General features: G+C 64.5%; 20 protein-coding genes. 12 read left to right on the plus strand and 8 right to left on the minus strand.

The features are described from left to right. Window positions 1-5 precede the first annotated feature (5 nt). The 7 genes from AADX97_RS15820 to AADX97_RS15850 all read right to left on the minus strand — a co-directional run bounded on the left by AADX97_RS15820 (window position 6) and on the right by AADX97_RS15850 (window position 5599). The gene (locus AADX97_RS15820) at window positions 6-647 is read right to left on the minus strand and encodes a V-type ATP synthase subunit E (RefSeq protein WP_374231700.1); all 642 of its coding nucleotides are present in this window, start codon (window positions 645-647) and stop codon (window positions 6-8) included. Window positions 648-817: 170 nt separating this feature from the next. After that, window positions 818-1138: a V-type ATP synthase subunit F gene (locus AADX97_RS15825; protein WP_374231782.1), complete on the minus strand. Its 321-nt coding sequence runs from the start codon at window positions 1136-1138 to the stop codon at window positions 818-820. A 63-nt stretch (window positions 1139-1201) separates the two neighbouring features. Further along, the gene (locus AADX97_RS15830) at window positions 1202-1651 is read right to left on the minus strand and encodes an ATP synthase subunit C (protein ID WP_374231701.1); all 450 of its coding nucleotides are present in this window, start codon (window positions 1649-1651) and stop codon (window positions 1202-1204) included. Between the two features lie 77 nt (window positions 1652-1728). Next, window positions 1729-2139 (minus strand): clan AA aspartic protease, encoded by a 411-nt coding sequence (locus AADX97_RS15835; RefSeq protein WP_374231702.1) that lies wholly within the window; start codon window positions 2137-2139, stop codon window positions 1729-1731. A 41-nt stretch (window positions 2140-2180) separates the two neighbouring features. After that, window positions 2181-4109 (minus strand): V-type ATP synthase subunit I, encoded by a 1929-nt coding sequence (locus tag AADX97_RS15840; RefSeq protein ID WP_374231703.1) that lies wholly within the window; start codon window positions 4107-4109, stop codon window positions 2181-2183. A gap of 41 nt (window positions 4110-4150) precedes the next feature. Beyond that, window positions 4151-5221, minus strand: a complete 1071-nt coding sequence (locus AADX97_RS15845; RefSeq protein ID WP_374231704.1) for a V-type ATPase subunit — start codon at window positions 5219-5221, stop codon at window positions 4151-4153. Window positions 5222-5281: 60 nt separating this feature from the next. After that, a complete protein-coding gene (locus AADX97_RS15850; protein ID WP_093191204.1) occupies window positions 5282-5599 on the minus strand; it encodes an ATPase in 318 nt (105 codons plus the stop codon). Window positions 5600-5940: 341 nt separating this feature from the next. Between AADX97_RS15850 and AADX97_RS15855 the strand changes: the two genes are divergently transcribed. From AADX97_RS15855 to AADX97_RS15895, 9 genes are all read left to right on the plus strand, one after another. Then, window positions 5941-6327, plus strand: coding sequence for a hypothetical protein (locus AADX97_RS15855; protein ID WP_374231705.1), 387 nt, complete (start codon window positions 5941-5943; stop codon window positions 6325-6327). Next, window positions 6324-7103, plus strand: coding sequence for a hypothetical protein (locus AADX97_RS15860; protein ID WP_374231706.1), 780 nt, complete (start codon window positions 6324-6326; stop codon window positions 7101-7103). The genes AADX97_RS15855 and AADX97_RS15860 overlap by 4 nt, the downstream gene beginning before the upstream one ends. Continuing rightward, complete coding sequence (locus tag AADX97_RS15865; RefSeq protein WP_374231707.1) at window positions 7103-8935, plus strand: V-type ATP synthase subunit I; 1833 nt, start codon at window positions 7103-7105, stop codon at window positions 8933-8935. Before AADX97_RS15860 ends, AADX97_RS15865 begins: the two co-directional genes overlap by 1 nt. Before the next feature lie 241 nt (window positions 8936-9176). After that, a complete protein-coding gene (locus AADX97_RS15870; protein WP_374231708.1) occupies window positions 9177-9533 on the plus strand; it encodes an ATP synthase subunit C in 357 nt (118 codons plus the stop codon). Window positions 9534-9546: 13 nt separating this feature from the next. Continuing rightward, window positions 9547-9843 (plus strand): V-type ATP synthase subunit F, encoded by a 297-nt coding sequence (locus tag AADX97_RS15875; protein WP_374231709.1) that lies wholly within the window; start codon window positions 9547-9549, stop codon window positions 9841-9843. Then, window positions 9840-10469 (plus strand): hypothetical protein, encoded by a 630-nt coding sequence (locus AADX97_RS15880; RefSeq protein ID WP_374231710.1) that lies wholly within the window; start codon window positions 9840-9842, stop codon window positions 10467-10469. The genes AADX97_RS15875 and AADX97_RS15880 overlap by 4 nt, the downstream gene beginning before the upstream one ends. Then, the gene (locus AADX97_RS15885) at window positions 10466-12220 is read left to right on the plus strand and encodes a V-type ATP synthase subunit A (protein WP_374231711.1); all 1755 of its coding nucleotides are present in this window, start codon (window positions 10466-10468) and stop codon (window positions 12218-12220) included. The genes AADX97_RS15880 and AADX97_RS15885 overlap by 4 nt, the downstream gene beginning before the upstream one ends. Before the next feature lie 321 nt (window positions 12221-12541). Continuing rightward, the gene (locus AADX97_RS15890) at window positions 12542-13957 is read left to right on the plus strand and encodes a V-type ATP synthase subunit B (protein ID WP_374231712.1); all 1416 of its coding nucleotides are present in this window, start codon (window positions 12542-12544) and stop codon (window positions 13955-13957) included. Beyond that, window positions 13954-14562, plus strand: a complete 609-nt coding sequence (locus AADX97_RS15895; RefSeq protein ID WP_374231713.1) for a V-type ATP synthase subunit D — start codon at window positions 13954-13956, stop codon at window positions 14560-14562. Before AADX97_RS15890 ends, AADX97_RS15895 begins: the two co-directional genes overlap by 4 nt. 74 nt (window positions 14563-14636) lie before the next feature. Here AADX97_RS15895 and AADX97_RS15900 read toward each other — a convergent pair whose 3' ends face one another. After that, complete coding sequence (locus AADX97_RS15900; RefSeq protein WP_374231714.1) at window positions 14637-16178, minus strand: AAA family ATPase; 1542 nt, start codon at window positions 16176-16178, stop codon at window positions 14637-14639. A 493-nt stretch (window positions 16179-16671) separates the two neighbouring features. On the opposite strand from AADX97_RS15900, the gene AADX97_RS15905 reads away from it, so the two are divergent. The 3 genes from AADX97_RS15905 (at window position 16672) to AADX97_RS15915 (ending at window position 18805) form a co-directional block, all read left to right on the plus strand. Then, window positions 16672-17817, plus strand: a complete 1146-nt coding sequence (locus AADX97_RS15905) for a hypothetical protein (protein ID WP_374231715.1) — start codon at window positions 16672-16674, stop codon at window positions 17815-17817. Between the two features lie 111 nt (window positions 17818-17928). Beyond that, window positions 17929-18336, plus strand: a complete 408-nt coding sequence (locus tag AADX97_RS15910) for a nucleotidyltransferase family protein (protein WP_374231716.1) — start codon at window positions 17929-17931, stop codon at window positions 18334-18336. After that, a complete protein-coding gene (locus AADX97_RS15915) occupies window positions 18326-18805 on the plus strand; it encodes an antitoxin (protein ID WP_374231717.1) in 480 nt (159 codons plus the stop codon). The genes AADX97_RS15910 and AADX97_RS15915 overlap by 11 nt, the downstream gene beginning before the upstream one ends. Window positions 18806-18828: the final 23 nt, after the last annotated feature.

The raw sequence follows: 18828 nt of genomic DNA on the forward strand, positions 1-18828 counted from the left end.
TGGTCTCATCCGCTGAAGAGGTTGCCGGTGTCGAACCCGCTCGGCAACAGCCGTTCGAGGATGACCTGTTGGACGGCGGGGCGCAGACGCTCGAGCCGGCCCTCGTAGGTATTGTCGACGCGAATGCGGCGGTCGCGGCTGGCGACGAGCACCCCGCCGAGCGTCTCGATCGGCTCCTTGGAGAGGGTCACGGTTTTGTGGCTCGGGAGGGTCTCCAGGATCGCGTCCCAGCGCTCGGCCAGGCGCTGCAGATCGCGCGCATTGGACGAGACGACCAGGGACTTCTCCTCGATGAGGTTGGCAGCGCGCACGATCAGGCTCTCCAGCCAGGGCTCGTAGCGCCCGAGGTCTTCGCTGAACGCCTTCATCCGTCCCGCGAGGGCGCGCTCGACATCCTGCACCAGGTTCCAGCGCATCCGGTCCAGGTGCGTCTGCATCTTCAGCTCGCTGGCCTGCACCTGTTGGCGGAAGGTCCGATCCGCGAGCGTCTTGGCGATGCTCTCTTCGCGACTCTCGCGCATGCGCAGCCGCTCCGCGGCCTCGCGCAGGATGCTGTCGCGGCTGCGGTTGGCGCGCTCGCGATACTCGCCGGCCAGCCGTTCCGCGCGGGCCAAAATGGCCTGCTCAAGCTCTTGTACCTGATTCACGATCGACCCTCGTTAAATCGCGTCCGGAGCGAAAACCATTGTCTTGTCACTTGCCGCTGCCTTGTGAACACCAGGGGCGACGGTTGAGACACGATTTAAGTGAATGAATACTGTTTGTTGACAACCAAGGCATGTACGGGCTCACCCGGCGATCTGCGAGACTCGGTGGCTCATGGCTCCACCTTGGCGTTGACGACGGCATTGCCGAACAGGGCTGCCAGCCGGCGCGCTACCTCGCTCCCGAGCTGAGGATGCTCGCCGAGCGGGGGCACGGCGATCACGACGATCCGTCCCCCCTCGCGACGCACGCGCTTGAGGTTCGGGATATCCTGCGCCATGACGGCATCGTCGACGACCACGAAGGCCTTCTCGCGTCCGCGCAGCAGCTCCCGAATGGTCCGATCGACAAGCTCCGGGTCGGGATTGGGATGCGTCTCGAAGCCGATGAGTCGAAAGCCGTCTGCAAGCCGATCTTCGCCGAGGAAGAGCATGCGTGTCGGTCGACCGTAGTCCTGTTCCGTCTCCACCACCAATGCTCCTGACCGGCGCGCCGATTAGAGTTTGTTGATCAGCAGGATCGAGATAACGAGGCCGTAGATGGCAATACCCTCGGCAAGTCCGAGATAGATGAGGGTTCGGCCGAGGTTCTCCGGCTTCTCGGTGATGGCTGCAAGCGATGCGGCTCCGATCGGACCGACCGCGATGCCGGCGCCGATGGTGGAAATGGCGGTCGGGATACCGGCACCGATGATCGCCAGACCCATGCCGAGAGACATCTCGTTCACGGACTCCATGGCGACGACATCCACGTCGGCGAAGGCGTCGTTGATGCCGAGCACCAGCAGACCGAGCTGAGCGCCGACGAAGACGACCAGTTGGGCGCCCATCGCCGGCTTGTACCAGGACCGGCCCCCGGTCGCGAGCTGCGGGCGAAACTCGAGCGCGAATCCGAGCAGGATGAGTCCGAGGATGGCGAAGGTCATCAGGGCGACGAGCCAGTACATTGCATGCTCCAGTGTTGTGTTACGGTTGTGACGATAGGGTTCTTCGGCGACTCGCGGTGTGCGTGAAGTCGGTGCGATTAAGGGCTTGGTTCACCGGACGGATCGGCAGACTTGACGACTGCCGTCGGTATGTTCGGGCTCGCCGGGTTGACAGTGACCTGCTGAAGACGCGGATTGAGGACCAGGTCCATGTCTTCCATGGGCACCGCGCCCATCAGCGCGGCGTCACCCATAACGAGTGCTCCCGTGAAGCAGTTGCGGTTCTCGAAGCGAATCTGCAGCGGACCGACATAAGGTACGAGGGCCGATCGTCCATCGGCCGTCGTGACCTCGCGCTTTTCAAGCTCGGCGAGATTCAATTGGAGCGCGACGTGCTCGGGGATACAGAGCGTGATCGCGCCTGAATCGAACATCGCGCGTGCCTTCATGGGTCGCAGGTTGGCTTCCCTGGGATTGATCAGTTCGATGTCCGCGTAGATGAGTCCCATGCCTTACTCCCGATGAACGAAACTCCCGATGAACGAACGGCTCAGACCGATCCACGCCGGAACTTCAGGGGCGCGAACTCATGACCGTTCCCCGAGAAATACCGCGAGAATCCCTCGTAGTACTGCAGACGCATCACCTGAATCATGACGATACCGCCCTCCAGAACGATGACGAAGATATTGCCGAGGATCAGGGTGACGACATGACCGAAGGCGCCCATCATGCCCGCGAGCGTCATGATGGCGATCGAGAGCGCGACATGGTTCAGGCTGAACGCGGCGACACGCAAAAACGACAAGGTGTTGGAGACATAGCCGATGACGGTTTCCAGAGTCTCGATGAAGACGACCAGTATCTTTTCCCCGACCGCCCCCTCTTGATGGAGCCAACTGTGCGCGGCGAGGGCGAGGAGTGCACCGATCGCCAAGACCATCGGGAGGGTGCCGAAGGCGTCGGCGGCGTCGACCCGAACTCCGGGGACACCCTCGCCGGCCGTCGCGACGTTCACGGCGCCGCTGATCAGCGCCAGGTAGAAGATCAGATTGATGACGCCGTGATGTCCGAAGATGGCCCCGGACCAGTTGCGGATCACCAGTCGGTTGTAGATCGCCAACAGGCAGGCTAGCGTCAAGAAGAGCACGCCCCAGCCGAGCGCGATGCGCAGCATTAGGAGCGGATCGCTCAACGGACTCATCCAGAGTGCGGGGATCAGGTGCTCCTCGCCGAAGATGCTGCCGAAGAGCACGCCGAAGACCATCGAGGACAGCCCGGCCATCAATCCGAACGGCCAGAAGCGCCCGAGCTTCTTGCGCAGCAGCCAGGCGGCGAGGGCGATCACGGCGCCTTGGCCGATGTCGCCGAACATACTCCCGAACATCAACACAAAGGTGACGGCAAAGAGCGGTGTGGGATCGACCTCGCCGTACTCGGGCACGCCGTATTGCTTCACCAGCATGGCGAAGGGCGAGAGGATCCAGCTCTTGGGCGGCACCGTCGGGACCAGGGCGCGTTCCTCCGCCGTGGGGTTGCGCACGCTCATTTCGAAGGGATGGTTGAGCGATTCGCGCAGGCGTGCGTCGAGCTGCTCGACCGAGCGTGCCGGGACCCAACCTGCCAGATAAGCGAGGTAGCCGGCGCTGCGGAGCGATGGATCGAGCGAGACCAGCGGCTCGGCCAGCATCAGGGTTCGCCGTGCTTCCAGCAGCGGTCCCGCGAACGGGTCGGACCAGCGCGCGAGGGTCTCGAGCAGGGTCTTGCGTTGAGCGTCGATCGATGCGCGCTGGGCGTCGAGGTCGCGCTGCAGCTCGGCTGGATTGCGGTCGAGCTCCTGCGGAATCGGCAGGTTCTGAAAGCCGGCGGCGTCGAGCACTGCGGAGAGCTGACTCTCCTTCGTTCCGGCCGGGCCGACGATCACGACATGGGCGTTCTCGTCCTGCTGCATGTAGAGATGCAGGATGTATCCGGCGAGCCCGATTGCGCCTTCCAGTTGGCGCAGGTTCTCTCGCGGGACCAGGCCGACGTAGAAGTCCAGAAAGCGTGTCTTGCTGCGCAGCATCCCCAGATCGATGTTGAGATGCGCGAAGTTGGCCAGGGCGGCTTGCTGCTCCTTGACCAAGCGCTCCTCGTCGTCGAGCCGACGCAGATCTTCCTCGTAGCTGGAGGTCTCGCTCCAGACCTCGCCGAGCCAGGCGTTCAAGGTCTGCAGCTCCCCGAAATCGACCACGCGGACCTGCTCGATCTCGGGGGTCGCCGGCACCGGGATCAACTTGCCGATCTTCTCGAGCCGGGCGGTGGCTTGGGCGAAGACCTCGCGATACTCGCGTCCCGGCAGACCGGCGAGCCGGGCCTCGGTCGGCGGGCGTGTATCCGGGTGAAAGCTCTCCATGTCCGCCAAGGCGAGCGATGCCTGCGGAAGATCCTCGGTGAGGACCAGGAGCCGAACATGCTTCATCGGTGTCGAGCGCAACATGCGTCAGCCCCTCTGCATCGGATGGTGAGACGGGGTGCGCATCAGGCTGCCCGACTCCCGGCCCAGGGACATCCCGGCTCTGACAGCTCGACTGCGATCTCGATGGCGGCGGACGGGAGATTCAGGATCTGGCCTTGGGCCAGCGCGAACAGCAGCAGAAGATCGCGCTCGCGCAGCATCAGATAGGCCAATGCACGCGCGACGCCCGATTGGGTATGGTGCAGAACCCAATGCGCCTCGCCTGCCGCGTAGGCGCCAATGCGCTTCTGAGCGTCCACGATGTTTTTGCTGCCGACGAGCAATCGGTCCAACGGCGCCGGCAAGGTGGCGACGACACCCTCGAAGGTCTCCACATTCACCAGATGGAGGAGCCGATCGCGCGTGAGCAGACGCATCGAGGGGACAAGGTAGTAGAAGGTCTCCGAAGCCGAAAGCTGGTAGGAGAACCGAAAGCGCAGGAGCCACATCAAATTGATGCGATCCAGCTCGGCGCCCATGAGGCGTTTCAGCGGATTGAGGTTCGCGTCGCTGAACGCCATGACCTGTCTCAACAGCCCGGCGTAATAGCGTTGATCGATTGCCGCCTCCAACGCGAACGGCTCGCGCTGCTGCTCGTAGACCTCGCGCGCTTGGCGAGCCAGGGTGCGGTGGGCCCCGGCCTCCAGCTGGCGCAGCAGCTCCAGGACGTTCTCGGCGCGAAACAGCTCGGTGCTGACCTCTTCGGACAGGCGCATGTGCTCGGGCAGCACGTAGAGGTTGTCCCGGATCTCCTTCTGATCCAGGTCGTAGAGCTTGCCGCGGATCAGGGTCTTGAGATTGAAGAGGGCGTACTTGCGTCCCCAGTCGAGCACCAGGGCGCGCTCGGCGGTGTTCATGGGCCGCACCAGAATGAGCAGCTCGGCGAGCAGCACCTGAATCAGGCTTTGCTCCACTGCCCGACTACGCGCGCGCGTAGACTGCTGATCGTCGAGGATCGCGTTCAAGCCGAAACGCTCCGCCAGGGACGCCAAGGGCAGGTGAGATAGTGCCGCGATCCCGTTCGGCTCGAACAACTGCATCGCCATGACGGAGACGCGCGTGTTGAGGTAGGCGTGGTCGGCAATGATGGTCATGAAGAAACCGCAAGTAAGCTGCTGATCGGACGTCGCGCCGGTGAGGAGTCGATTCGGGGTTCAGCGATCCGGGTCGATCAGGACCTGAAAGGCGGCATCCAAGGCTTCGCCTTCGCGGCGCTCGGCCTGATCGCGCAGTTGAACGTGTCGCTCGTCGTAGCGACGACGCAGCTCGGCGACGTTTTGCTCGGCGCGCTCCTCGGCCTTTGCGATGAAGCCCCGATGCAGATCCGGGATCCGCGCGGTGAAGCGATCGTTCTCGGATTTTGCATCCGCCATCGCCTTTTGAATGGTGCGCTCTTGCTCGGCCTCGGCCTGCTGAGCAATCTTCTCGGCGCGCATCTCGGCTTCGAGAAGGCGTTGGAGGGTGTCGTCCATCGTGGTCTACCTGCTAGAACAACAGAGGTGCGGCGCGTTACCTTACCCGAAGACCGGGCAAAATGCGCGCGACACTGCGGGGCGTTATACCGAGATCGATGCCGTCATGCACACGCAGGCGGGGCAATCGGTCACGAAACTGACACGGATCAAATCCAACGAGCGCCGCCCCCCCGCATTCTGCGACGCCTGAACTAGAATATCACCGTATTCTAACGAAACCGCTTCCCAAGTGGAATGCAGGGATACGAGGGACGGAGAGGCGCGGTCGAGGCCCAAGGCTTTTTGGTCCGACCCCTCCCCAGGGTATGCGGTCGAGGTGCAATGGAGCGAGACGCGGCGTGATCAAGCAGCCCTCCGATGCTGATCTGGAACGGATCGATGCCGCGTTCAACAGGGCACTGGCCGCAGAGGCATCCGCTCGCGAGTCGGTCGCGGCCTGTCGCATCCAAGCCGATCGGGTTCTAGCCGATGCCGAGAACCATGCACGCCGCCTCGTCGAGCGCACCGATCGCCGTCTTCTCGCTGTTCAGCGGATCGCCGACATGAGTCTGCGACACGCCCTCTCCGATCTTCTCGATCGGGCCGCCGAGCCGGTTGGAGACGACCTCGACACAGCCGCCGATGCTCGGTTGGATGCCGCCATCGGCGTTCTTGCCGACGAGATGATCGGTGTCGTCGCCGATGCCGACGTTTCGGTCGAGCGCGGCGAAGGAGGTCCGTCATGAACGCCGGCCCCCGTCTCGCTTATGCCCAAGCGCGCCTTCAAGCACGTCTGTCGCGGCTGCCTACGGCGGCGGATTGGCAGCGCTTGTCCAGCGCGCGTACCCTGGCGACCTATCTGGAAGAGGCACGCGTGACCGGGCTGATTGACTGGGTCAGGTCCTTCTCCGGGTTGAGTCAGGCCCATGAGCTGGATCGCGGTTGTCGCGCCCTCGCGCTTGAGACGGCCGTGACCGTCGCCGACTGGTCGCCCGCGGGCTGGCGGGCGGCAATCGAGTGGGTGGCTTGGCTGCCCTGGCTGCCGCAGCTCGAGCATCTGGCGCGCGGCGAGACCTTGCCGGATTGGTCGACCCTGGACGTCCGGTTGCGTGGCCTGATCGGCGAGAACGGCGCGCTGGATCCGCAGGCATGGGAGACGAGTGGGCTGAACACGCTTGCGGCCGAGACCGACACGGGCGGTGCGGACCGCGATCTTGGAGCGCGCTGGCAAACGGCGTGGCGCGAGCGCTGGCCGACCTGTCGAGGCCGCTGTCGGCGCGATCTGGACGGATTCTCCCGACTGATCCAGGCCCATCTGGAGCGCTTCCGCGGCGCGCCGTCCGCCTCCGCGTGGGAATTGCGCGAAGTCCTGCGCGATCGTCTGCACGCCTATCTCCACCAACATCCGGTTCAGCCCGTCGCACTTTTCGCATACCTCGCGATCGTCTTCCTGGATATCGAACGGTTGCGCGGGGCCCTGCTCAGCCGGGCAGTCTTCGATACGGAGCGTTTGGATTCTTGATGTTGCGTCCTGCCTCCACACGCTGGTTCGAGGTGCTGTGCCCACGGCGCGAAAGCGTGCGCACGGTGACCGAGCTCGCGCGCACCGGGGCGGTCGAGATCGAGATCCGCGATCGGGTCTGTGGGGATTTCCCGGTTGAGCATCTCTCCGAAGGACTCGTGGCCTACGAGGCGCTGAAGGTGCGCTACGGCCGCTACTGGGAGCGCGGACGGCTAAGGCGCAAGATGTTGGTTGAGTCGCCCGAAGCGGTCTTGGAGCGCGCCTTGGCGCGAGTCGGTGCGTGGCGGCGTGAGGCTGATCCACTGATCGACATCCTCCAGTCCTGCGAGGAGGAGCTGACCCGGCTCAAGTGGTTGGCGCAGGTGATCGGGAAGATCATCGACAGCCCGCTCGACTTCGGCGCGGTGGCGCGCAGCGGACCGGTTCTCGGGACCTTCTGCGCAGTCTTGCCGAAGGACGCTCGGCCGCAGTTGCCGGATGATGTCATCCCGCGTCAGATCCCGTGGGACGACGAATACTGCGCCATGATTCTGGGGCCGCGCGATCGGCTCGACGCGGTCAAACATCTGGTGCAGGCGGCCAAGGGGCGGGTCATCGAGCGGCCGCCTTGGCTGACGGGCGATGCGCGCGATTCGCTTGCACGGATCGGTGCGCGGCGCGCGTTTCTTTCCACGCGCGTGGTCTATCTCAAGGCCGAGCTGGACACCCTCTTCGACGAATACGACCTCGGCGATACGCTCGGCGAGGTCGCCGGGCTGGCTTGGTTTGCTGCACATGTCGGGTGTTTGGAGCGCGCCGGCGCGCATCTGGTCTGGGTCACGGGATGGACCGACGATCTGAACGGCGAGCGACTCCGTGCGGCCCTCGACGCGGGACGCACCCGCGCCTTGCTGCGCCTGACCAAGCCGCCGCCCGGCAAGCGCCCGCCGCAGATCCTGGACAATCCACCCTGGATGCGTCCGTTCGAGCTGTTCGCGCGTGCCTTGGGTGTGCCGGGCTCGGACGAGGCGGACCCGACGCCGGTGCTGATCTTCGTGGTGCCCCTGTTGTTCGGCTACATGTTCGGCGACGTGGGGCAGGGCGCGGTGCTGGTCGGCGTCGGGCTGTGGCTGCAGCGACGCTGGCCGGAGGCGCGCTTGATGGTGCTCGGCGGCGCCTCGGCGATGGTCTTCGGGATCCTGTTCGGGAGCCTCTTCGGTCGCGAGGACATCATCCCCGCCCTCTGGATGCATCCGCTGCACGATCCCTTGACCTTGCTCGGTGTCCCTCTGCTCTTCGCCGTCGCCTTGTTGAGTCTCGGGCATCTCCTATCGGGTCTGAGCGCACTCTGGCGTGGGGAGCTCGGGCGCTGGCTAATGCAGGATCTGGGCTTTCTGGTGCTCTATCTGGGGTTGATCGCTACGGTGCTGCGCCCCGGCCTCGGCTGGATCGCGCTGCTCGGGTTGGCGTGGTACCTGATCGGCGCCTTCCTGGTCCATCGCGCCCTGCTCGGCGGGCTCGCCGCCATCGGTCACCTCCTGGAGTCAGGGGTCCAGATCATGGTCAATACGCTCTCGTTTGCCCGCGTCGGTGCCTTTGCTTTGGCGCATTCGGCACTCTCGGTCGCCGTGGTCACCATGGCGGATTCGGTGCCGCTCTGGGCCGGGATCATCATTATGATCCTGGGCAATGTCCTGATCATTCTTTTGGAAGGGCTGGTGGTCTCGATTCAGACCACACGGCTCGTGCTGTTCGAGTTCTTCAACCGCTTCCTGCAGGGCACCGGGAGGGTCTTCCGGCCACTTCCGGTACCGCCGCCCATTGTGCGGGAGGCGTTGCAGGGTGCGGTGTGAGCGGACCCGGGTCCGTCGGCGGTTCCACGCGTGCTAAACCGCGTCCAGAGCGAGAGGCTCATGGTCGAGTGAGCTCAACGTTTGGTGCAGCCACGGCCCTTTCGCGGGGACGCGGTTTAAATTGATCTATTTTTTAATTATTTAAACCGCGCCGGCTCCGACGGCCGTCAAGTCTGTCGGGGCCGATCCCATCCAAAAACATCGCATACCGCGCCGGGCGCGGTTTAGAAGGAGTGGAGTCATGAATCGACAAATCCTGTTCGCCGGTGTGATGGTGCTGGGCGTCGCCCTGCTCGCTGGCGTCTCCAGCCTGCTGTTCTGGCAATCGGGTGCGTTCGCCGCGGAGGTCGTCGCGCTCGAGGTGATACCGATCCACCCGGATGTGCTGCGCTGGGGGTATCTTGCGGCCGCTCTCGCGACCATGGTGGGCTCGGTTGCGGCGGCTTATGCGGTCGCGACCATCGGCGCCGCAGCCGTCGGTGCCTTGGCCGAGAAGCCCGAGTTGTTCGGGCGGATGGTCATCCTGGTCGGGCTCGCGGAAGGCATTGCCATCTACGGCCTCATCATCTCGGTGTTGATTCTCAACCGGCTCGGTTGAGGGTCGTATCGCCATGGTGGCCTGTGCCTTTCTCGGCGACGAGGTCAGCGGGCTCGGCTTCCGGCTCGCGGGGGTCGAGGTCCATTGCCCCGAGCCGCCGCAGATGCGTGCGCTCTTTCTGCGGCTGCGCGAGGAGACCCGCGTCATCGTCATGACGGCCGAGATCGCGGCCGCGTTGCCCCCCGATCTGTTGCGAGAGGCGGAGTTGGCGACCTGGCCGCTGGTCCTGGTGATCCCGGACGTGCGCAACCGGGTTGCGGCGCCGGATCTCGTCGCCGACGTGCGACGCCATTTGGGGATGGCCGAATGAAGCTCGAGGAGCGCGAACGTGGTTTGCTGCACCTGATCGAGGAGTATCGGGACGCGGAGTGCCGTACCCTCCTGGAGACGGCGCGCGCCGAGGCGAAGACCCTGCTCGCCGATGCCTATCGGCGCGCACGCGCGCAGCTTCACGAGCGGGTGGTTTCGGAACGGGCGAATGCGCGGTCTCGGCTCCACGCCGCGCGTGCCGAGCACGACACCCGTCTGCGCGCGAGCGGAGATCGGGCCAACGCGCGACTCCTGGAGCTGGCTTGGCCGCGTCTGTATGAGGTGCTGGGCAGGCGCTGGGCGGATGAAGAGACCCGCACCATCTGGGCGAGCCATGCCATCGCCCAAGCGCGGCGACGGCTCCCGCCCGGGCTTTGGACGGTGCGCCATCCGCCCGCGTGGTCCGCCGCCGAATGGGGACCGTTCGAGGCCGAGCTGACCCGGGCGCTGGGTCAGGCGCCGCATTTTCGGGCCGACGGCGCCGTGTCGGCCGGCCTCGTCATCGAAGCGCAGGGTGCGGTCCTGGATGCGAGCCTCGAGGGTCTGCTGCGTGACCGCCGACGCTTGGAGGCGCGCCTGTTGGCGGTATTGGCACGGCATCCGATGGATGCGGGGGTCGAGATATGAACACGGCGGAAACCACTTGGATCAGCGGCCCCGTCCTGCGGGCACGCCCCGACGGCGCCTTCCGTCTGCGCGAGTCGGTTACGGTCGGGGATCAGGCACTCCTCGGCGAGGTGATCCGCATCGCCCGCGACGAGATCACCGTCCAGCTCTACGAGGACACCAGCGGCCTGCGCCCCGGGATTGAGGTCACGGGATCCGGTCGGCTCCTGTCGATCCGTCTGGGGCCGGCGATTCTGGCGGGGATCTTCGACGGACTCCTACGCCCCATCGCGGATATCGCCGATCCCTACGTCAAGCCGGGGATGCAGGTGCATGCCGCCAGGCAGTTCCACTTCACCCCGAGCGTGTGCGTCGGCGACACCCTGATGCCCGGCACGGCGATCGGAGAGGTCGCGAACGGGACCGGCATCGCTCAGCGCTGCCTGGTGCCTGCGGATTCGGCGGGCGGGCGCGTCACCGCGATCGCCGACCCCGGCGAGTATCCGGACGACCAGCCGATCTGCTGGATCGACGCCGCCGACGGTCGTCGCCTTGCGATCGCCATGACCCACGAGTGGCCGGTGCGGGTGCCGCGACCCGTGCAGGCGCGGCTGCCCTCGGACGAGCCCATGTTGACCGGGCAGCGCGTCATCGACTGTCTGTTCCCGGTCGCGCGCGGAGGCACCGGGGCCATTCCGGGCGGTTTCGGCACCGGCAAGACCGTCTTGCTCGAGACTGTCGGCAAGTGGTGCAACGCCGATGTCATCGTCTATGTCGGTTGCGGCGAGCGCGGCAACGAGATGGCCGGCTTGCTCGCCGAGTTCAGCGAGCTGGAAGACCCGCGCAGCGGACGTCCCTTGCTCGAGCGCACCGTCGTCATCGCCAACACCTCGAACATGCCCGTTTCGGCACGCGAGGCCAGCATCTACACCGGGATTACGGTGGCGGAGTATTTTCGCGACCAGGGCATGAACGTCACCCTGATGGCGGACTCCACCAGCCGCTGGGCCGAGGCCCTGCGCGAGGTCTCCGGCCGGCTCGGCGAGCTGCCCGGCGAGGCCGGCTATCCCGCCTATCTGAGCAGTCGCTTGGCCGACTTCTACGAGCGCGCCGCGCGGGTGCGCACGCTGGGCGGGGAGATCGGATCGGTCACGCTGCTTGGCGCCGTCAGCCCGCCCTCTGGCGACTTCTCCGAGCCCGTAACCACGCACACCCGGCGCTATGTCGGCTCGCTCTGGGGCCTCGACGCCAAACGGGCGCAGGCGCGCTTCTACCCGGCCATTCACCCCCTGCAGTCCTACAGCCTGGTCGCCGGAAACCTCGCGCGCTGGTGGCACAACACCGGATGTACGCGCTGGCAGGAGCTGCGTCGGCGCTTCCTGACGCTCTTGGAGGACGAGGCCCGCTTGGAGCGCATGGCCCGCATTATCGGACGCGACGCCATGCCTGCACGCCAGCGGCTCGTGCTCATCTGCGCCCAACTGGTCAACGAGTGCTTCCTGCGCCAGTCCGCCTACTCGATGAACGACCGCTACGCCAGCCCGTCGCGCCAATCGGTCATGATGCGCCTCATCGGCAGCTTCATCGAAGGCTCCGAGCGTCTGCTCGACGCCGGCGTCGTCCCCGAGGCGATTCGCGATCAACCCGTCTTCCGTCGCCTCATGCGCATGGGCGAGGAGATCGAAGACGGCGACTGGGAGGCATTCTCCGCGCTCGATCAGGAGCTGACCGCCACGATTCGGCGGTTGATCAACGAGGCGCGGGAAGGGTGATAGTTTCGGGGTTCGGGGTTCAGCCCGTAGGTTGTGCTGACGATAGGATGCACAACTTGCGCCGACGGTTGGTTGTGCCTCGCAAGGCTCGGCACAACCTACGATCCGCTTGACATGGAGCGCTCCGATGGGCGGCTTGGCATAACGGTTTCGGAACTCGCCTTAAAGCAATCAGCAAAAAGCTGATAGCTGATAGCTGATAGCTGATAGCTGATAGCTGATAGCTGATAGCTGATAGCTGATAGCTGATAGCTGATAGCTGATAGCTGACGGCAGGAGGCAGGAAGCTCCCGCGCCCAGCGCACGCAAGCAGGTACGCCAATGACATACGCCAGACTCGTCGGAGAAGAAATCGCCAATCGTGCGGAGGGTCCGCTGCTGTTCTTGAGCCGCAGCCTCGACGTGGGTCTGAACGAGGCGGTGGAGGTGGAGGGCGCGGACGGCTCGGTGCGTCTCGGGCGTATCGCCGCCTTGGATGATGACTCTATCACGGTGGAGATGCTCGACGACACCGCCGGGCTCGCCCTGCAGGGCACGCGCGTGCGCTTCTTCGGCGAGCCGCTGCGCTTCCATGTCGGTCCGGGGCTGCTCGGGCGGGTCTTCAACGGTATCGGCAAACCGCTCGACGGGGGACCGCCGCTTGCGGCCGAGCACGCCTTCCGGGTCGATGGCCTGCCGATCAAGCCCACCGCACGCGAGGCGCCGAGCGAATTCCTCGAGACTGGATTCACCTCGATCGATCTCATGAACAGCCTGGTGCGCGGCCAGAAACTGCCGCTCTTCTCGGGCGGCGGCCTCCCCCATGACCGCATCGCCGTGGACATCGCCTGCAACGCGCGCCTGCCGGGCGATGCCGAAGAGGCGGAAGGGTTCGCCATCGTCTTCGCCGGTATCGGCATCCCGCACGACAGCGCCGAGTTTTTTCGCGAGGAGATGGAGAAGAGCGGGGCGCTCGCCCGCACGGTGCTCTTTCTCAACCTGGCCAGCGATTCGAGTGCGCAGCGTCTGCTCGCCCCTCGCTTCGCCCTGACCGCCGCCGAATATCTTGCCTTCGTCGAAGGCATGCACGTCCTGGTGATCCTGACCGATCTCACCAACTACTGCGAGGCCCTGCGCGAGGTCTCGGCGAGCCGCGGCGAGGTCCCCAGTCGCAAGGGCTATCCGGGTTACATGTACTCGGACCTGGCAACCCTCTACGAGCGCGCCGGTCGCATCCGCGGGAAACCGGGCTCGGTCACGCAGGTCCCCATCCTGACCATGCCGAACGACGACATCACCCACCCCATCCCGGATCTCACCGGCTACATCACCGAGGGCCAGATCGTGCTTGATCGGGATCTGCATCGGCGCGACATCTATCCGCCGATCCGCCTGCTGCCGAGTCTCTCGCGCCTGATGAAGGACGGCATCGGCAAAGGGCGCACCCATGCGGATCATCCGGCACTCGCCGCGCAGCTTTACGCCAGTTACAGCCAAGCCCAGCAGACCCGGGTGCTGGCCGGCGTGGTCGGGGAGGACGGTCTCTCCGAAGACGACCGCAAGCTCCTCCTCTTCGGCGACGACTTCGAGCAGAAGGTGATTCATCAAGGCGTCGATGCCCGAACCCTGGAGGAGAGCATGGCCGCTGGCTGGTCCGCCCTGCGCGGCTTACCGGCAGGCGAGCTGCACCGACTCGACGACCGCCAGATCCGCGAGCATCTGCTCGGTCAAGCCCCGCGGCGAGTACCCGTCTCATGACCGAGCGCGCCGTCGTCCCGACCCACAGCGCCTTCCTCGAGCTTAAGGAAGAGCGCTCGGGCATGCGTGAAGGTTATCGATTCCTCGACGAGAAACGGCTCATCCTCGCCGCCGAGATCCTCGCCGAGCTCGGCCGCTACGAGCATGAGATGACCGCCTTTCGCGCCGCCTACCGCGAGGCCGCCGCTGCACTCCAGGGCGCCGTCGCCCGGCACGGCCTGGAAGGACTCGCCGTCCACCCGCCGGCGCCGCCGCTCGACACGGATTGCCGGCTCACGCCGCGGCGCGTGCTCGGCGTGACCCTGCAGGATCTAGTCGAAGGCGACAGGCAGCAGCAATCGCCTCCGCCGAGCGTCTCCGACAGCCCGGAGGCCGACCGCTGTCGCCAAGCCTTCCAGTGCCTGATCCCGCGCATCGCCCGTCTCGCCGCCATGGTCGGCAATCTCCAACGCCTGCGCGCCGACTACGCCCGCACGGCCCGACGCGCCCGCGCACTCGAAGACGTCCTCCTCCCCGAGATCGACGAAACCCTGCGCGCAGTGGAGTCCGCACTTGAAGAGCTCGAGCGCGAAGAGGTCGTTCGTGCGCGACAGGTTCGTGTCTGAACCGATTGTTGCGAGACGCTCTCGACCGTCGCAGCCAGCACCACGGCCAAGGGCGGCACCATCTTTACTCTTGCTCAGCTCAGGGTCTCGACCGCGAAGCCGATGACCTGTCGGCGCTCGCGACTGAATTCCACGCCGATCAGATGGATGGGTCGGCCGTCCGCGCGGTACTTGTCCGCATAGCCGCGGTCCTTGATCTGCTGCAAGGCCCGACCCTCGGGCTCCAATTCGACCACCTTGAACTCGAACAGATAGACCTGCCCGTTGAAGCGCAGGGCCAGATCCAGCCGGCCGGCGTGACTGCTTTCCTCCGGTGTCAGATCCAAACCGAGTGCGGCGAAATAGGCATAAAAGACGCTTGCGTAATAGCCCTCGTAGCGGGCGATCGGGTTGTTGCGATACCAGTCGTTGGGGATGCTTGCGAAGAAGGCGGTAAAGAGCCGCTCCAGTCCGGCAAAGTCGTTGGTCAGCAGCAGGCGATGTAGCGATTTGCGGTGTTGGACCTCGGTCTGGTCGGGCGGGGTCCAAGCGGTCAGCAGGGCGCTGTTGAGGCTCTGGTAGACCTCGCGATTGGGATAGCGCAGTTGATAGAAATAGGTGCCGCTGATCTCTTCCTCGCGCTCAATGGTGAGATAACCGCTCTGGAAGAGCAGCGCCTCGGTTGCGATGTGGTCGACCTCGAAGGCAGAGAGCAGTGTGGCGTCGGTCTCCAGGTGGCCGAGCCTAGGGAGCCAGGTCTCGCGTTCGGTGAGTAGGTCGACGAGAAAAGTCGGGGTGCCGGTCTCGAACCACCAGGGGCGGAACTGGCGCTTGTGAAACAGCAGCAGCACATCGAAGGGGTTGTAGACGGCCTCGCCGGTCCAATTGTAGCCGTTGTACCAGAGTCGGATCCGCTCGCGATCCAATCCCTCGAGCTCCGGGGCGAAGACACAGTCCAAGTCCGCCTCGGTATAGCCGCAGATGGCCGAATACTCGCGCGAGAGGGTGATGTCGTTCAGATTATTGAGCCCCGAGAAGAGGCTGACCTTGCTGAACTTGCTGACCCCGGTCAGAAAGGCGAAGCGGATATGGGCGTCGGAATCCTTGATCACCGAGTAGAGGTTACGCAGCTCGTCGCGCAGTTGGCGGGCGAGCTCCGGGCGACCGAGATTGTCGAGGATCGGCTTGTCGTACTCGTCGACCAGGACCACCACGCGCTGCTCCAGTGCGGCCTCGCGGATCAGGTGGGCGAAACGCCCGGATAGGGTCCGTCCGTCCGATCGGACTCCGAGCCGCCGGGCGTTCTCGTCGAGCAGGTCGTGGATCTTGCCCTCGAGCTCATCGGGTGACCGGATCACCCCGCCGCCGAAGCTTAATCGGATGACCGGATAGCGCGTCGTCCAATCCCAGTGGTCATGAATGTGAAGGCCGCGAAACAAGGGCTCGTTGCCCGCGAACAACTCGCCCAGCGTGTCGAGAAAGAGTGATTTGCCGAAGCGACGCGGACGCGAGAGGAAGTAATATTTGCCCTCGCCGATCAGACGCCGAGCAAAATCGGTCTTGTCGACATAGTAGTGGTCACCGTCGCGGATCTCGCGAAAGGTCTGGATACCGATGGGCAGGATCTTCCGGGTCATGGCATGGGTCTGAACGGCGAGGGGGTATCAGGGGATTGTAGACCCAGATGCGCACGCGACGAACCGACACGCCGCTGGTCGTGGCCAAATGCCGTTACCCATATTTCCGAGATTCTCTCACGGAGACACGGAGACACGGAGGCACGGAGAAGACGCACTCGACACCAGAGCATTATCGACCCGAGACCAAGGCCGGAAGTCGGTCGGGCGGTCCGTAGCGCGACGAAGAGATGGCACGTCGCTATTGATTAACAAATTGTTATTAAAAATTTTTTGTTTGTGTCTCCGTGTCTCCGTGTCTCCGTGTCTCCGTGAGAGAAATTGTCTTTTTTAGATGTGGGTAAAGGAATGGGCCAATTGCTCTGCCCGTGCAGCTTGCCGGGAGGTCACGAAATGAGGGCCAGTACGCGACTCTCATCGATCGAATGAACGATATTTTCACGCGGAGCGCCAGCCGTGCGGGCGCCCTTTCGATTATCCAAGGACGACACCCATGTTCTTCTTCAAACTCCCCGTCAAACTAACCCTCTTGATCCTGGCCGCCATCGCGGCAGGCGTACTTTGGCAACAAGCGCAATTGAGCGTCTTGGCCTTGAGCCGTATCGATCCCGTCCCCGAGACGCGGGCGATGGTGGCCGAGGAGCGCTACGCCGATGCGGCCGACTATCTCGACTTCTTCATGGCGTACGACTATGTCAATCAGGACCCGACAGCCCAAGCGCTGCACGCCGAGATCGAGTCCGTACGCGGTAGCCTGAGCTATCAAGCCGACAAGTTGTCCGAAGGTCTTCTGCAGGGAACCAGCGACGAGACCATCGGCCAAGCGGCGAGTGTCGTGACCGACCTCTTCGTCATCGGCGATATCCGCGATCTTGCCAACCAGGCGACCAACTTCGTTCAGGGCGAGGACGTCGACGAGGTGATCACGGCGCTCGCGTCCATCGGCTTGGTCGCTACGGCCGCACAGCTCGCGAGCGGTGTCGCAACCGTCGGCACCGCCGGGGCTGCGGCCCCGACCGTGGCGGCGAGCACGACGGCGAAGGGCGGCATCATGATCCTCAAGACCGCACGCAAGCTCGGCAAACTCCCGCCCTGGCTCGGCAAGGCCATCATCAAAGGCGCCAAGACGGTCAAGCAGACCAAGAAGCTCGACGCGGTCACCGATCTCTTCGACGATGTCTATCGGGTCGCGAAGACCCGCGGGGGGCTGAACCTGTTGAGCAAGACCACGGATGCTGCATCGCTGCGCCGTATGGCCACGCTGGCCGTCACCTTCGGCGATCAGAGCGCGACCCTCTACCGCATCGGCGGCAGTAGCTTCGTACGAACCGCTCAGCGTGCGGGTGATCTGGGTGTCGACAGCATCAAGACTGCGGCGACCTTCGGCAAAGGCGGCCTGCAGGTGCTCGATAAAGTCGGTGCATTGAAATTCGCGAAGTTCACCGCCCGCGGCAGCAAGATCGCCTACAAAGGCGACGTCGTCCAATTGCTTGCCCGCCTGTTCCTCAAAGTGCCCGTTTGGATGTTGTATCTCCTGGTCGCGCTCGGGGCCTTCGTGTGGATGCCTTGGCGGTGGCTCGGGCGGCTCCGAAGGACGGCGAGGCAAAACAGCGTCTCGATCGTTCGGCCCGTCCGGTGATCACGTGATGATCTGCGTGCGATGCAGCAGCTGCTAAGCTGTCCCTGTCCGGTCTAGACCCGACATGGCTCCACCACGCACATCGCTTACACCGACACGTTCCGAACGCCCATGGCACACCCACACCCGCAATCATCGTCTCGCGCCTCGCGAGGCAAGACAGCGAACGAATGCCCCTTCGACTACAGTCGACTCAAGGCACGTTGGACCGAGCAGAGGCAGGAATCCGCGAATCTGTCCGAATGCCTGCTGGATCAGGTGGCGCGGGAGGGTGCGGCCGTCTTCGGTCGTTATCACGCGACGCGCGCCATCGCGTTCGGCTCGTTGGTCGAGGGTCGGGCGCACCCGCTCTCCGATATCGACTTGGTGGTCTTGGGAACGGATCCCAGGGACTACTGGGCGCTGCGCCGCGATCTGGAAGAGACGATCGGGCGGCCGATCGACCTCCACACCGAGTCCGACGACGCCCGTTTTGTTGCCAAGGCCATCGATCGGGGCAAGGTGATCTATGCGGCATAACATCGCACTGCTGCACGCCGACATCGAAGACGACTTGGCCAAGCTCGAAGCCTTGGCGCAGGTCTTCGCCAGCGTCCGCGAAAAGCTTGATCTGGAGCCGGCCGAGGTCTCCGTGTACGACCGAGGCGCAATCGGTTACCTGCTGCACAATTTTTACAGCGGCTGCGAGAACATGTTTCGGCGCATCGCGGCCTTCTTCGAGAACGACATCGGCACGGACACCTGGCATTCCGACCTGCTCCGCCGCATGAAGCTGAACGTCGAGGGCTACCGGCCGGCGGTGATCGATGATGAGCTGTACCGCCTCTTGCAGGATTTTCGCGGCTTTCGTCATGTCTTCCGAAACGCCTACTCGTTCGAGCTGGACTGGGAGCGCGAGCGACTGGTGGCCCTGCGCTTCGAGACCACGCTGAGACTGGTCCGAGAGCAGGTCGCAGCGTTTCTGGATGGGTTGGATGAGTTGCGATAGAGAACGCTCGGTGTGACAGACTG

It is taken from the genome of Thiocapsa sp. C2-2m, from assembly GCF_041903745.1.
In the GTDB taxonomy this organism is placed as follows: Bacteria; Pseudomonadota; Gammaproteobacteria; order Chromatiales; family Chromatiaceae; genus Thiocapsa; species Thiocapsa roseilacustris.